The 14816-nt window shown below is 71.5% G+C and carries 11 protein-coding genes; all 11 read left to right on the plus strand.

Annotated features, from left to right (window positions below; genetic code table 11):
• Positions 1-29 precede the first annotated feature (29 nt).
• The 11 genes from VFC33_18975 (at position 30) to aspS (ending at position 14806) form a co-directional block, all read left to right on the plus strand.
• Positions 30-1265 (plus strand): L,D-transpeptidase family protein, encoded by a 1236-nt coding sequence (locus VFC33_18975; GenBank protein ID HZR15327.1) that lies wholly within the window; start codon positions 30-32, stop codon positions 1263-1265.
• 200 nt (positions 1266-1465) lie between these two features.
• Complete coding sequence (locus VFC33_18980; protein HZR15328.1) at positions 1466-2257, plus strand: hypothetical protein; 792 nt, start codon at positions 1466-1468, stop codon at positions 2255-2257.
• Between the two features lie 191 nt (positions 2258-2448).
• Positions 2449-3780 (plus strand): glycosyltransferase family 2 protein, encoded by a 1332-nt coding sequence (locus VFC33_18985; GenBank protein HZR15329.1) that lies wholly within the window; start codon positions 2449-2451, stop codon positions 3778-3780.
• A gap of 130 nt (positions 3781-3910) precedes the next feature.
• The gene (locus VFC33_18990; GenBank protein ID HZR15330.1) at positions 3911-5518 is read left to right on the plus strand and encodes a polysaccharide deacetylase family protein; all 1608 of its coding nucleotides are present in this window, start codon (positions 3911-3913) and stop codon (positions 5516-5518) included.
• Between the two features lie 53 nt (positions 5519-5571).
• Positions 5572-6951: a right-handed parallel beta-helix repeat-containing protein gene (locus VFC33_18995; protein HZR15331.1), complete on the plus strand. Its 1380-nt coding sequence runs from the start codon at positions 5572-5574 to the stop codon at positions 6949-6951.
• A gap of 15 nt (positions 6952-6966) precedes the next feature.
• Positions 6967-7809, plus strand: coding sequence for a hypothetical protein (locus VFC33_19000; protein HZR15332.1), 843 nt, complete (start codon positions 6967-6969; stop codon positions 7807-7809).
• An 80-nt stretch (positions 7810-7889) separates the two neighbouring features.
• Positions 7890-9254 carry a type II secretion system protein gene (locus tag VFC33_19005; GenBank protein HZR15333.1) on the plus strand — a complete coding sequence of 455 codons (1365 nt, stop codon included), beginning with the start codon at positions 7890-7892 and terminating at the stop codon, positions 9252-9254.
• Between the two features lie 83 nt (positions 9255-9337).
• Positions 9338-9940: a hypothetical protein gene (locus VFC33_19010; protein ID HZR15334.1), complete on the plus strand. Its 603-nt coding sequence runs from the start codon at positions 9338-9340 to the stop codon at positions 9938-9940.
• Positions 9937-11652, plus strand: a complete 1716-nt coding sequence (locus VFC33_19015; GenBank protein ID HZR15335.1) for a hypothetical protein — start codon at positions 9937-9939, stop codon at positions 11650-11652. The genes VFC33_19010 and VFC33_19015 overlap by 4 nt, the downstream gene beginning before the upstream one ends.
• 50 nt (positions 11653-11702) lie before the next feature.
• Complete coding sequence (hisS, locus tag VFC33_19020) at positions 11703-13046, plus strand: histidine--tRNA ligase (protein HZR15336.1); 1344 nt, start codon at positions 11703-11705, stop codon at positions 13044-13046.
• On the plus strand, positions 13046-14806 hold the full coding sequence (gene aspS / locus VFC33_19025) for an aspartate--tRNA ligase (GenBank protein ID HZR15337.1): 1761 nt from the start codon (positions 13046-13048) through the stop codon (positions 14804-14806). Before hisS ends, aspS begins: the two co-directional genes overlap by 1 nt.
• Positions 14807-14816 lie beyond the last annotated feature (10 nt).

A 14816-nucleotide genomic window follows, 5' to 3' on the forward strand; every position in this document is an offset into this window, starting at 1 on the left:
GTCGGACATCGCGCCGAGCAGGGTGGGACATGACGGCAGGACGGCAACGTCGAACGACGGGCGCGCTCGTGCTCGCGCTCGTCGTGCTCCCGGCCCTCGTCGCAGGGTGCGGGAGCGGGTCGTCGCGCTCGTCCCGCGCGCCCACGACGACCACGGTCCCCGCGCTGCTGCGCAACGTGCCGGAGCCGATCGCCGACATCGCGTACCTGCTGCAGGACGAGCTCACGCGCCTCGGCTACCACGTCGGCCATCTCGACAGCGGCTTCACCGCGCGCGCGACACGCGCGATCGAGGAGTTCCAGCGATCGAAGGGCCTGCCCGCGAACGGCGCGTTCGACCAGGCGACCGCGGTCGCGCTCCGCACCGCGACCGGTCGCCAGCAGCCGACGATCGTGCGCGGCCTGCAGACCGTCCTCACCGAGCTCGGCTACTACCACGGCACGATCGACGGGAACTACGGGCCCGCGACCACCGCCGCGGTGCGCGCGTTGCAGCGCGACCGTCACGTCGACACGCCGAACACGGGTGACGTCGCCGCGACGCTCGTCGCGATGGTCGACGCGTGGCGGTCGAAGCACCTGCTCGCGCCGACGGTCGCGGCGCCGCCCGACGAGTCCGGTCTGCTGCAGGCCGGCGACACCGGGCCCGCGGTGACGCAGGTCCAGCAACGGCTCACGACGCTCGGCTACCGACCCGGCCCGGCCGACGGCGTGTTCGGCGCGCAGACGACCGGCGCGGGCACGGCGTTCGAGAAGCACGAGGGCCTGCCCCGTGACGGCGTGGTCGGCTCCGCGGTACGCGCGCGCCTCCGATCGCCGACCGGCGCGGGGCCGCGCAGCACGTCGCCGCAGCCGCACATCGAGGTCGACCTCGATCGGCAGATCGCGTTCGTCGTCGTGCCGGGCCAGCCGGTCACGATCCTCGACGTCTCGACGGGCAGCGGCCGCTCCTACACGGAGCCGGGCTCGTCGGCCCAGCAGGTCGCGTACACCCCGACCGGCCCCTACACCGTGTACCGGGCCGTCGCCGCGCCGGTCGTGGCGCCGCTCGGCACGCTGTACAAGCCGCTGTACTTCCTGCAGGGCTGGGCGATGCACGGCGAGGCGATCGTCCCGCCGTATCCCGGGAGCCACGGCTGCGTCCGCACCCACGACTGGGACCAGGACTGGCTGTTCCCGCAGGTCCCGGTGGGCACGCCGATCACGATCTACGGCACCAACCCGGGCGGCGCCACGCGGCCTGCCAACGCCGGCGCGGGGTACTGAGTGCGGACGAGGCCGGGCCGTGCGCGGAGCGCGGGACGGCCCGGCCCGAGGGAGCCGAGGTGAGTGCGGACGAAGCCGGGCCGTGCGCGGAGCGCGGGACGGCCCGGCCCGAGGGAGCCGAGGTGATCGCCGAGTTCGCGTTCAGGGTGGCGCATGCGCGTGCCGATCGCTCGCGGGTGCGTCGCACACTCATCCCGGTAGTGATCGCCACGACGATCGTGGGCGCGGTGATCGCGGCCGCGTCCGTCGCGAACGCGGCGCTGCCCGCGGTGCAGGCCGCGGAGGTGGCCCCGGTGCACGCCGCGCCGGGTGCGCCCGACGTGGTCGTGTACGGCGACTCGCTCGCCTGGGAGGCGAGCGACGCGGTCGTCGCGGCCGCGGCGCGAGCGGGCCTGCGCGCGCAGGTGACCTCGTTCGGCGGGCTCGCACTGTGCGACGAGCTGGGCGCGTTGCGCCACGACCTCGCGACGCGTCGCCCGCGGGTCGTCGTGCTCGAGTTCGCCGGGAACTCGTTCACGCCGTGCATGCGTGACGGGCGCAGCCGTCAGCTCGTGCCCGGCTCGTCCGCCTATGGCGCGCGCTGGAAGGCCGACATCCGTGCCGCAGTCGAGGCCGCGGCGCGTGTGCACGTGCCCCTCGTGTGGGCGATCGCGCCGCTCCCTCGTGCGCGGGCCGGCGCAGATGCGGTCCGGCAGCTCACGGCCGCGGCCCGCTCGGTCGCGAGGTCGCGGTCGGGGATGGTCGTCGCGGACGTCGGCGCGAGCGTCCTCGAACACGGGCGCTTCACCGACACGCTGCCGTGCGGGCCCGGCGACAGCCCCGGCCTCGGCTGCGTCGACGGGCGGATCGTCGTCCGCTCGGCCGACGGCATCCACCTGTGCCCGGGCGACGCGCACGCCGACCGGGGCGTCGTCGGCGCCTGCCCGGTCTACTCGTCGGGTGCCCGGCGCTTCGCGGGTGCCCTGGTGGACGCCGCCCGTCGCGCGCCCTGATCCCACACGGAGCGCGCGAAAAATCTGCCGCGACCGCTACAGAACGCGGCCGCATCGCGCCGATGCAACGTGCGGATCCCAGTGTCGGCATCGCGAGGCCGGCACGCGGGCCGGCGTGACCGTCGCGCGGTGGTCGCGTCGGCGGCGCGCGCCCCTCGCCGGCCGGCTCCCGCACCGCAAGAGGGGAAGCGATGCAGCAGCCGTCGAGCACGATGCCCGCGCCCGAACCGGTCTCGACCCTGCCCACACCGACACCACCCCGCACGACCGGACCGATCGAACGCGGCCTGCTCTACTTCGTGCTCGCCGCGGTGATCGTCGCGATCTGCGCGTACAAGTCGATGTCGGTCCGCGACATCACACGCGCGCCGGCATGGGTGATCTACAGCCTCGTCGTGCTCGTCTACATCCTGTCCCGGTTCGTCCTCGGCGCGATGTACCACCCAAAGCTGCCACGGGGGATGGGCGACGCCGACCTGCCCGTGATGGCGATCGTCGTCCCGGCGTACAACGAAGAGCGCGACATCCAGGCGACGCTGCATGCCTGCGTGTCGGTGGACTACCCGGCCGACAAGCTGCGTGTCGTCGTCGTCGACGACTGCTCGACCGACGGGACGCTGCGCGCGATCCGCGAGTTCGAGCGTGGGCACCCGGAGCTCGTCGTCCTCCCGCAGGCCGTCAACCAAGGCAAGCGTGCGGCCATGGCCGTCGGCGTGCGGTGGGCGCGCGACGCGGACGTGTTCGTGTTCATCGACTCCGACTCGCAGATCGAGCCGTCCGCGCTGCGCAAGCTGGCTCGCTACTTCGCCGATCCGCGCGTCGGCGCCGTGGCCGGCCACACGGACGTCGCGAACCGCGACGTGAACTTCCTGACCCGGATGCAGGCCGTCCGCTACTACGTCGCGTTCCGCGTCTACAAGTCCGCCGAGGCGCTGTTCTCGTCGGTGACGTGCTGCTCGGGCTGCTTCTCGGGGTACCGGCGCGAGGCCGTCGACCGCGTCCTCGACAAGTGGCTGAACCAGACGTTCCTGGGCGAGCCCAGCACCTACGGCGACGACCGCAGCCTGACCAACTTCCTGCTCCGCGACTGGCGCGTCCTCTACGCGCCGGACGCGCACGCGTACACGGTCGTCCCCGAGACGATGAAGAAGTTCCTGCGCCAGCAGATGCGGTGGAAGAAGAGCTGGATCCGCGAGTCGATCCGGGCGTGCACGTTCATGTGGCGCAAGCACCCGATCGTGTCGTCGTCGTTCTACCTCGGGATCTTCCTCCCGCTGATCGCGCCGCAGATCGTGTTGAAGTCGCTCGTGTTCGACCCGTACGTGCAGGGGACGCTGCCGTACTGGTACGTCGGCGGCATCCTCGCGATGGCCCTGCTCTACGGGCTCTACTACCGCGTCTACCGGCGTGAACGGCTCTGGTACCACGGCGTGCTGTTCGCGTTGTTCTACACCGCCGTGCTCGTGTGGCAGTTCCCGCTCGCGCTCGCCACGATGCGCGACTCGAAGTGGGGGACGAGGTGAGCGAGCGAGCCGGGAGTCGAGCGGGAGCGGGACCGTGCCAACGGTCGCGCTCGCTGCGGGCCGGGATACCCGGCGGGCGGACACTCGCCGCTCCGACGCGGCCCGGCCCGCAGGGCCAAGAGCGGGAAGCATGAGCACGCGGGCCGTCGGCGGGATCAGCGGTGCGGTTCCCGTCCGCACGGAACGCCGGCGCGCCGCCGTGCGGGCGCGCGGCAAGCGCTTCAAGACGTGGCACAAGGTCGCGCTCGCGCTGTTCGCCGCGGGGTACGTGATCGTGCCGACGATCGTGCAGGCCGCGCACACGCACGCACCACGCTCGGCCGACCAACAGGTCGCCGCGCAGTATTCCGTTCCGATCCCGCACGTGCGGGACGACCTCGTCGCGCGGTTGAAGGCGCTTCCCGTCGACACGACGGGGACGGGGCCGCCGATCATCATGACGTACCACAACGTCACCGACGATCCGTCCAGCCCGTACTCCGTGAAGCCGGAGCAGTTCGCGGCGCAGATGGCGCTCCTCGACGCCGCGGGGTACACGACGATCACCGCGAGCGACCTCGATCGCTGGCTCGCGGGCGGCAAGCTGCCGCCGCACTCGGTGCTGCTCACGTTCGACGACGGCATCCTCGGCGTGTGGCAGTACGCCGACAAGATCCTCGCGCAGCACCACCAACACGCGATCGCGTTCGTCATCACCGGGAACGTCGGGACGAAGGCGTCGTACTACATGACGTGGCCGGAGCTCGAGCGCTTGCAACGTTCCGGTCGGTGGGACCTCGAGTCGCACACCTCGAAGGGTCACCACTACATCACCGTCGACGCGCAACGGCACCAGGGTCCGTTCATGAACAACCTGCAGTACCTCGCCGCGGAGCGCCGGGTGGAGACGTTGCCCGAGTACACGAACCGGATCACCGCGGACCTCATGCGCTCGCAACGCGACCTGCGCGCGCACGGCGCGGACCCCGTGTTCTTCGCGTACCCGTTCTCGGCGAACTCGTCGTCACCGGCGGTCTCCGCCGCGCTCGCCAAGACGGTCTCGCAGCTCTTCCGCGGCGCGATGCTCGACGAGGACGGCTCGGCGATCACGACGCCGGCCGACACCGCGGCGGGCAACCTCCGTCGCGTCGACGTCCTGTGGCGCACCTCGCTCGACGACTACGTCGCGCACATCGAGAGCTCGACGCTGCTCCCGCCCGCGTCGGTACCGCAGCCGTTCACCCGCCCCGACCTCTGGACGACGGCGTCGGGCAAGCCGTACACGCCCGCGCTCGTCGGCGACGAGCTCGCGGTCGACCCCGCGCAGATCGCCTCCGGAAGCAACTGGGTCGGGCTGCAGTTCGCCGCCGACCGGACCGCGTTCTGGCGTGAGTTCACGATCGCGGCGACGCTCGGCGGATTCCAGGGCAAGGGTGACGGCACGACGACCGGCCTGCGCGTGTTCTCGGGGTCGTCCGCACCGGTGCAGGTCTCGCTCGGGTGGGGGTCGCTCCAGGTCCGCCAGGGCACGTACCCGCACGACACGGTGCTCGCGGACGACCGACTGCCACCCGCCGCGGCGTACGACGTCGTCGTGAGCGTCCACGCCAACGTGCTCGAGGTCGACGTCGACGGCCACCCGATGGCGCGCCTGCCGATGGATCCCCGTGTCGCGGTGGGCGGGTTCGAGCTGACCGGCCAGCGCGCGCACGCGACGAGCCCTGTCCCGGTCGTGTCGAAGCTGGCGGTGCGGCCGTGAGCCGCGACCGCGATCTCCTCCCCACGCGTGTCCGCGCGGGGGAGCGGGTGGGCGTGACGACGCGGGGCACGGTCGCGCGGCTCGTCGTCGTGTTCGTGCTGGTGCTCGCGGCGACGTCCGTCGTCGTGCTCGACGCGTTCGCGTCGTCCTCACCATCCGGTCACACGTTGTACGTGCGCGCGGCCGCGTGCTCGGACGCGAGGTCGGGCGACCAGGCGCGCTCGCCGTCGACCCCGGTGTGCACGATCACCGCGGCCGCGCGGCTCGCGAACCCGGGGGACACGATCGCGGTCGCCGCGGGGACCTACCCCGCGTTCCGCGTCGACCGGTCCGGCAGCCCCGGGCACCCGATCGCCGTCGTCGCGCAGGGGCCCGTCGTCGTGGACGCGCGCGGTGGCGCGACCGCGCTCAAGCTCATGAACGTGCACGACGTCACCGTGACGGGCGTCGCGTTCGTCGGCGCGTCGCGGGAAGACGTGTGGCTCCAGAGTTGCGGCTCCGTCGTGCTCGAGCGCGTCGCCGTGCAAGGCAGTGCGGGCGCGGGCATCGAGCTCGACCGCTGCGACGGTGTGACCGTCGACCGCTCCTCGATCGCCGGGAACCAGTCGGCCGGGATCCAGGAGCTGCGTGACGTCACCGGCGCTCGCTACACGAGCGACACCGTCACCGACAACGGGCACGGTCCGGCCCGCTACAACGGTGACGGGATCCAGCTCGCGGGCCGCGACAGCCTCGTGTCCGGCTCGACCATCCTGCGCAACGGCAGCGACCCCGTGTTCGAGCACGGCATCTACGCGTCGTCGCTCGCGACGGGGTACACGATCGTCGGCAACCAGATCCAGCAGAGCTCGGGTGCGGACGTGAAGGCCGCGGGTTCCGGGCGGGTGTCCGGGAACGTGCTCGGCTCGGCGACGCTCGGGATCTACGTCGCCGACAACGGCGCGGGCCAGGTCGTCGTCGACCACAACGTCGTCACGGGCCACTTCGCGCACGGTGTGCTCCTCGCCGGCGGCGCGCACGCGACGCTCGCGAACAACACCGTCGCGAACGCGGGTGGCGCGGTGGTGCAGCCGACGGACGTCCTCGTCGCGGCCGGCAGCAGCGCGCGGGTGCTCGACAACCTCCTCGTCGTGTCGGGTGCCGGTGAGCGCCCGCTCAGCATCTCGGGCGTCGGCGCGCAACAGGTGCGCGCGAGGCTCGTGTCCGACGGGAACTGGCTCGCGACGCCGGACCCGCGCGTCGCCGTCGGCCTCAACGGCTACTCCGTGCCGCTCGCGTGGTGGCAGGCCGCGTCGGGCATGGACCGCGCCAGCCTCGTCACCACCCCGCCCGTGCTCGGCGCGGACGGGAGCGTGCTGTCGGCCGACGACGGACGCGGACGTGGCGTCAGCTGGGACGGCCGGCCGAGCAGCGGCATCGGCGCGCACGGGTAAGCGGGTCGGGGAGTCGTGCGGACGTCGTTGGTCACCGGCGCGCTCGCGATCGCGGTCGCGGTCGCGGGAGTCGCGGTCCTGATCGTGTCGCCGTGGTCGTCGTCGTCCGCGCGTGACGGGCACGGCGCGCGGACGGTCGTGCACGCGGCCGCCGCGTCGCCGGCACCGGGCCAGGTGCTGTTCCGCGACGACTTCGACCGCGCCGACGGGCTCGTCACCAACGAGTTCGCGTACTGGAACCCGAGCCGGGCCGACGCGGTGCGCTCACCCGACTGGGAGCTCACGAGCGGGTCGCTGTTCACGCGTGCCGGCGCGGGTTGGACGGGCGCTCCCGACGACGTCGCGCCGAACGCGACGTCGTCGAACGGCAACGACTCGGCCGTCTTCCGGCTCACGACCACGAACCCCGGCTTCGGGAACGTCGCCGTCGACCTCGACCTGCGGCTCGACCGGTTCGTCACGACGAAGCGGACGCCCGCCGTCGCCTGGGACGGTGTGCACGTGTTCCTGCACTACCAGAGCGAGTACTCGCTCTACTACGCGTCGATCGACCGTCGCGACGGCACGGTCGCGATCAAGAAGAAGGTCCCCGGCGGCCCCAGCAACGACGGCACGTACTACCAGCTCGCGACAGGTCGCCACGCCGTGCCGCTCGGCGCGTGGGAGCACGTGCGGGCGACGGTCGCGACGGGCGCCGACGGCTCGGTCACGATCGAGCTGTTCGGGAACGGCACGTTGCTCGCCCGGGCCGTCGACCGCGGGACGGGCGGGCCCCCGATCACGCGCCCCGGCAAGGTCGGGCTGCGGGGTGACAACGCGGACTTCTCGTTCGACCGCTTCACCGTGACGGCGCTGTGAGCGCCTGACCGGGCTCAAGCATCTGCACCGTTCGTGCCGATACCTCCGGAGCAGGTCCTCAGGAGGGACGGCACATCCGCATGGAGGGACGAGGGGATGCAGGACGCGGCGGCTCGGACCGCCGTCGGCGCGCGCCTGCATCCACGCGCGCCTGCATCCGGGGTGACCAGCAGGGTTTCACGCTGATCGAGCTCGTCGTCGCGATCTCGCTGTTCGCCATCATGAGCAGCGCGATCGTCGCGTCGATCAGCTCGGGTCTGAACCTGACCCGCAACAACCGCAACCGCGCGGTCGCCGCGAACCTCGCGTCGCAGCGGATGGACCAGCTGCGCGCGATGAGCTTCACGCAGCTCGAGGCGCAACTCGGGACGCAGGCGCCGCAGACGGTCGACGTCCCGAACCCCGGTGGCACGCCCTACACCGTGACGACGACTGTCAACCCGGTCCCGGTCAACTCGACGAGCGACCCGTGCGACGCCAACGGAACGTCGACGAACGACCTCGTGTTCCGGGTCGACGTGTCGGTGACGTGGCCGTCGATGCACGGCGTCACGCCGGCCGACGCGCACACCGTCATCAGCCCGCCCGTGGGGCTGTACGACCAGACCGGGCTCGGGTTCCTCGGCGTGAAGGTGCTCGGCGCCGACGGCAAGGCCGTCTCCGGCGTGCCCGTCACCGTGACGCCGGCGGTCACGCCCGCGACGAACTCGACCGACACGAACGGGTGCGCGTTCTTCAGCGGCGCGGCCGCGGGTTCGTACGTCGTGTCGCTCGGCTCGGCCGGGTACGTCGACCGGCAGGGGAACCCGTCGCCGACGCAGACGGTCGGCGTCACCGCCAACACCATCACCCAGGTCGGGTTCGACTACGCGCAGGCCGCGACGCTGAACGTCACGCTGGCCGGCAACGGCGGTGCGACGGTCCCGTCGAACGTCGCGGTGACGCTCGGCGACACGGACTTCCAGCCGAACGGGACGCACGCGTTCACGGGGTCCGGCACGACGAGGTCGATCGGCAACCTGTTCCCGACGACGGCGGGGTACACGGCCTGGGCCGGCGACTGCGCGGATGCGGATCCCGAGGGGAGCTCGGCGAGCGGCCCGTACTGGCAGGGCGGTCAGCGAGGCGCGCCCGTCGCGGTGACACCGGGGCAGTCGGCCGCGACGACGATCACGCTCCCGTCCGTGTCGGTGAGCGTGCAGCAGGGTGGCGTCGCGCTGGCGGGCACGGACGTCGTCGCGGTGCACGCGTCCGACACCGGGTGCCCGTCCGGTGAGAGCTACGACCTCGGCGCGACCGACTCGACCGGCACGGTGACGGCCGCGCTCCCGTACGGGACGTACGCGTTGCAGGTGACGGGGCACACCGTCTCGGGTCAGCCGACCGCGGTGCTCGACCCGACCGGCACGACGAGCACGCCGACCGTCGCGGTGTCGGTCCAGTGATCGCGCGAGCGCGTACGCGGTTCTGGGCGCGCTCCGAGCGGGGCACCGCGAGCATGTTCGAGATCGTCGCGACGCTCGCCATCATGAGCATCGTCGTGATGGTCGTGTACCAGGGCGTCGACTCGATGACGGCCTCGGTCGCGGGCGCGGAGAACCGCCTCGTCAACCTGGACGAGGCGCGCACGCTGATGGACACGACGACGAAGGACCTCCGCACCGCGACCCGCCTGCAGGCCGGGACGTCGGCGTTCGCGATCGCAAACGACACCGAGGTCGAGTTCTACGCCAACCTCAACCTGTCGTCGTCGAACGGCTACGCGCCCGTCCGCGTGCACATCTACGTCGACAGCAACAACCAGCTCATCGAGGAGGTCAAGCAGCCCGACGCGGCCTCGATCGCGAACGCGCCGAACTACACGTACGACTCGGACCCGACGAACAAGCCGCACGTCCGCTACGTCGGCCGGTACGTCGCGAACCCGTCCGGCTCGCCGATCTTCACCTACCTCGACCAGAACGGGAACCCCATCACGCCGACGCCGCTGACGGGCACCGCGCTGCTCGGGATCAACTCCGTCTCGATCGACCTCATGATCCGCAAGACGCCGACGGGCGGCATCGGCTACACGACGCTGCAGAGCACCGTCCGGATGCCGAACATGGACTTCACCCAGGTGTCGTCGTGACGCGGGCGCGGATCACCCGTGCCGCGCACGGCGAGGACGGCTTCGCGGTCATGACCGTGCTGCTCGCGACGCTCGCGCTGATGCTCCTCGCCACGGCCGCGATCGGCTACGGCATCGGCTCGCAGGACATCTCGCGTCACGACGAGAACTGGAACGGCGCGCTCGCGGCGGCGAACGCGGGTGTCGACGACTTCGTGTTCCGGCTCAACCAGAACAGCAACTACTACACGACGGTCCCACAGGTCCCGAACGCGACCGCGTGGACGAACCTGGCCGGCGGTTCGACGGGTACGGCGTCGAACGCGCAGTTCCGCTACTCGATCCTCGACCCGAACGAGCTCGCCAAGAAGGGCACGGTCACCGTGCTGTCGTCCGGGAAGGTCGGCAACGCGGTGCGGACGGTCCAGGCGACGCTGCGCCGCCGCAGCTTCATCGACTACCTGTACTTCACCGACTACGAGACCATGGACCCGTCGCTCTACACGGGCAACCCGTTCACGCCGTCGCAGGCGCAGACGCAGTGCGCGCACCACTACTACGACGGGCGCAACTCGAACTGCGTCGAGATCAGCTTCGGTCCGTTCGACGTCATCAACGGCCCGCTGCACTCGAATGACGCGTACCTCGTGTGCAACGGCGCGAAGTTCCTCGGCGCGACGTCCACGAGCTGGCTCGGGCCGAACGGGAACAAGACCGGGAAGCTGTACCGCCCGAACAGCTGCGGCTCCGGCTCGCCGGTGTTCGCGCAGCCGGGTGATCCGCACTACGCGGACCCGCTGACGATGCCCCCGAGCAACACGTCGATCAAGAACGAGACGCGCGCCTACGACGGCGTCACTGGCGGTGCGTGCCTGTACACCGGTCCGACCGCGATCACGTTCAACTCGAACGGCACGATGACGGTCGACTCGCCGTTCTCGAAGAACACCGCGAACGGCTGTCCCGTCAACACCTGGAACGGCACCGGGTCCCGGCCGGCGCCGGTGACGGGCTCGCTCCCGGTCGACGGCGTGATCTACGTGCAGAACGTGCCCGCGTCGTTGGGCGACGCGAACTACACGAACGGGTGCCCGTACAGCGTGCGGTTCAACAACAGCGGCAGCAACCCGCTGCGGAACCACCCACTCGGCTACCCGATCGCGAACGACGTCACGACGTACGGGTGCCGCAACGGCGACGCGTTCGTGCAGGGCACGGTGAAGGGTCAGGTCACGGTCGCGGCCGAGAACAACGTCGAGGTCGTCGGCAACCTCACCTACGCCGGTGGCCTGACCGGGAGCGACATCCTCGGTCTCGCTGCGAACAACTTCGTCGAGGTGTACCACCCCGTGAACAGCTCGGGGACGAACCTGTCGTCGAGCTTCCCGTCGTGCGGGTCGCCGACGTCGGGTCCGCACTGCGCGACGATCGACGCCGCGATGATCTCCGTGAACCACTCCGTGCGGGTGCAGAACTACAGCTCCGGGTCGGGACTCGGCACGCTGACGATCAACGGCGCGTTCGCGCAACGCTTCCGCGGGATCGTCGGCACGTTCAACGGGTCGCAGCTGGTGACCGGGTACGCGAAGAACTACGTGTACGACCAACGCCTCAAGTACCTGAGCCCGCCCAAGTTCATCGACCCGGTCGCGGCCGCGTGGCAAGACGTCGTCTGGGCGGAGCAGAAGCCGGCGTGGTGCGGCGCGCCTGCGTACAACACCGTCTGCAGCTGACCTGCGGAAAGGCGACGGAACGTCGCAGGCGCACCACTAGCATCCGTCGCGTGACCCCCGGAGACGACGCGGCGGAGGCTGACGAGGCGACGCGCGGCGGCGAGGCGTTCCGCGCGCCCGTCGGCACCCACGACGTCCTCCCGCCGGACTCCGACCGCTGGATCGCGGTCGTCGCCGCGTTCGCCGAGCGCGCCGCGCGCTTCGGGTACGGGCTCGTCATCACCCCGCTCTTCGAGCACGTCGAGGTGTTCCAGCGCGTCGGCGAGCAGACCGACGTCGTGCGCAAGGAGATGTACGACTTCGGCGACAAGGGTGGCCGGCGCATCGCGCTGCGGCCCGAGGGGACGGCGCCTGTCGTGCGCGCGTACGTGCAGCACCGGCCGACCGCGCCGTGGAAGGCGTGGTACGTCGCGCCGAACTTCCGCTACGAGCGGCCGCAGAAGGGCCGGTACCGCCAGCACTGGCAGCTCGGTGCGGAGGTGCTCGGCGTCGACGACCCCGCGGTCGACGTCGAGGTCATCGCCCTCGCGCACGGGTTCTACCGGGAGCTCGGGTTGAAGCGCGTGCAGCTCGTCGTCAACTCCATGGGCGACGAGCACAGCCGCCCGGCCTACTCGCGTGCGTTGCGGGACTACTTCCTGCGCGAGGGGCGCGCGCTCGGCGACGAGTTCGTCGAGCGCGCGGAGGCGAGCCCGCTGCGGATCCTCGACTCGAAGCGAGCCGACTGGCAGGACGTCGTCGAGCACGCACCGCAGCTCTTCGACTACTTGAGCGACGAGTCCCGAGAGCACTTCGAGGCGGTGCAGCGGGGGCTCGGCGCGCTCGGCATCGAGTACGAGATCGCGCCGCGGCTCGTGCGCGGGTTCGACTACTACACGCGCACGACGTTCGAGTTCGTGAGCGACGCGCTCGACGCCGCGCAGAACGCGGTCGGCGGCGGTGGCCGCTACGACCGTCTCGCTGAGGAGATGGGCGGTCCGCCGACGCCCGGCATCGGGTTCGGGATGGGGATCGAGCGGATCCTGATCGCGTGCGACGGCGAGGGTGTCGTGCCCGCGGGCGCGTCGTACGGCATCGAGGTGTTCGTGGTCGACGACCTGCAGGACGCGACCGCGACCGTCCTGCTCGAGGAGCTGCGCGACTTCGGCATCGGCGCGGATCGCGCGTACGGGGGCCGGTCGGTGAAGGCGCAGTTGAAGGCGGCCGGGCGCTCGGGCGCGTCGCACGCCCTGATCCTGTTCAAGAAGGAAGCCGAGCGCGGTGTCGTGATCGCGCGCGACCTCGCGTCCGGTGACCAGGTCGAGGTGCCGCGCGAGCAGGTCGTCGGCTGGGTCGCCGAGCACACGCGTGCCGCCGCGCGGGAGCGCGAGCGAGAGAGGGGAGACGAGGCGTGATGCGCACGCGGATGGCCGGTGAGCTGCGCGCCGAGGACGTCGGGACGCGCGTCGAGCTGTGCGGTTGGGTCGCGAGCCGTCGCGACCACGGTGGCGTCGTGTTCCTCGACCTGCGCGACGCGTCGGGGATCGTGCAAGTGGTCGTCGACCCGTCCCGCGCCGGGCTCGACGCCGGTCACCGCGTCCGCAACGAGTGGGTCCTGCGCGTCGTGGGTGAGCTTCGCGCCCGTCCGGAGGGGACCGTCAACGCGGACCTGCCGACGGGCGAGGTCGAGGTGGGCGCCGACGAGCTCGACGTGCTCAACGAGGCCGAGCCACCGCCGTTCCCCGTCGACGACCGCGTCGAGGCCGACGAGAACCTGCGGCTCCGCTACCGCTACGTCGACCTGCGGCGCGGACGCATGCAGGACAACCTCCGGCTGCGCGCGCGGTTGAACGGCGCGATCCGCCGGTCGATGGACGCGCAGGGCTTCGCCGAGATCGAGACGCCGCTGCTGATCGCGTCCACGCCCGAGGGTGCGCGCGACTTCGTCGTCCCGTCTCGGTTGCAGCCGGGCTCGTTCTACGCGCTGCCGCAGAGCCCGCAGCTGTTCAAGCAGCTGCTGATGGTGGGCGGGCTCGATCGCTACTACCAGATCGCGCGCTGCATGCGCGACGAGGACCTGCGGGCCGACCGTCAGTTCGAGTTCACCCAGCTCGACGCCGAGATGAGCTTCGCGTCCGCGGACGACGTCATCGCGGTCATCACGGAGGCCGTCGCGAGCGCGGTCGAGACGGTGACGGGCGCGCCGCCCGCGCCGTTCGCGCGCATGACGTGGCACGAGGCGATGGACCGTTACGGCTCCGACAAGCCCGACACGCGCTTCGGCATGGAGCTCGTCGACCTCGGCGAGGTGTTCGCGGCGACCGAGTTCCGCGCGTTCCAGCAGGACGCGGTGAAGGGCATCGCGGTCGCGGGCGCGGGAGCGTCGATGTCGCGGTCACAGCTCGACGCGCTGACCGACCGCGCGAAGAAGCTCGGCGCGGCTGGTCTGGTCTGGATGCGTGTGCGCGCCGGCGGCAACTTGGAGTCGCCGGTCGCGAAGTTCCTGTCCGAGGCCGAGCAGCTCGCGCTGGTCGACGCGATGGGCGCGACCGAGGGTGACCTGTTGCTGCTCGTCGCGGGGGAGCGCGCCGTCGCGAACCAGGTGCTCGGCACGCTGCGACTCGACCTCGGCCGTCCGCCCGTCACCGAAGGCGGGCTGCACTTCCTGTGGGTGGTCGACTTCCCGCTCTTCGAGGGGCTGGCGGACGACGGGCGCCCTCTCCCCGCCCACCACCCGTTTACGATGCCCCACGCCGACGACCTGTCGTTGGTCGAGAGCGCGAGCGCGTCGGGCGAGGATCTGTTGAAGGTGCGGTCGCAGGCGTACGACCTCGTGCTGAACGGCTGGGAGCTCGGGTCGGGCAGCGTCCGTATCCACCGGCCCGACCTGCAGCAGCGGATCTTCACGCTGCTCGGGATCACGCAGGAGGAGGCCCAGGCGCGCTTCGGGTTCCTGCTCGACGCGTTCCGCTACGGCGCGCCGCCGCACGCGGGGTTCGCGTTCGGCATCGACCGGCTGGCCGCGCTGCTCGCGGGCGAGGAGAACATCCGCGAGGTGATCGCGTTCCCGAAGACCCAGTCGGGTCTCGACCCCCTGACGGGCGCCCCCGGTCCGATCGACCCCGCCCAACTCCGCGACCTGGGCCTCGCGCTCCTCCCACCCCCGAAGCGCTGACCCCGACCGG

It is taken from the genome of Acidimicrobiia bacterium (assembly GCA_035651955.1).
GTDB lineage: Bacteria > Actinomycetota > Acidimicrobiia > IMCC26256 > JAMXLJ01 > JAMXLJ01.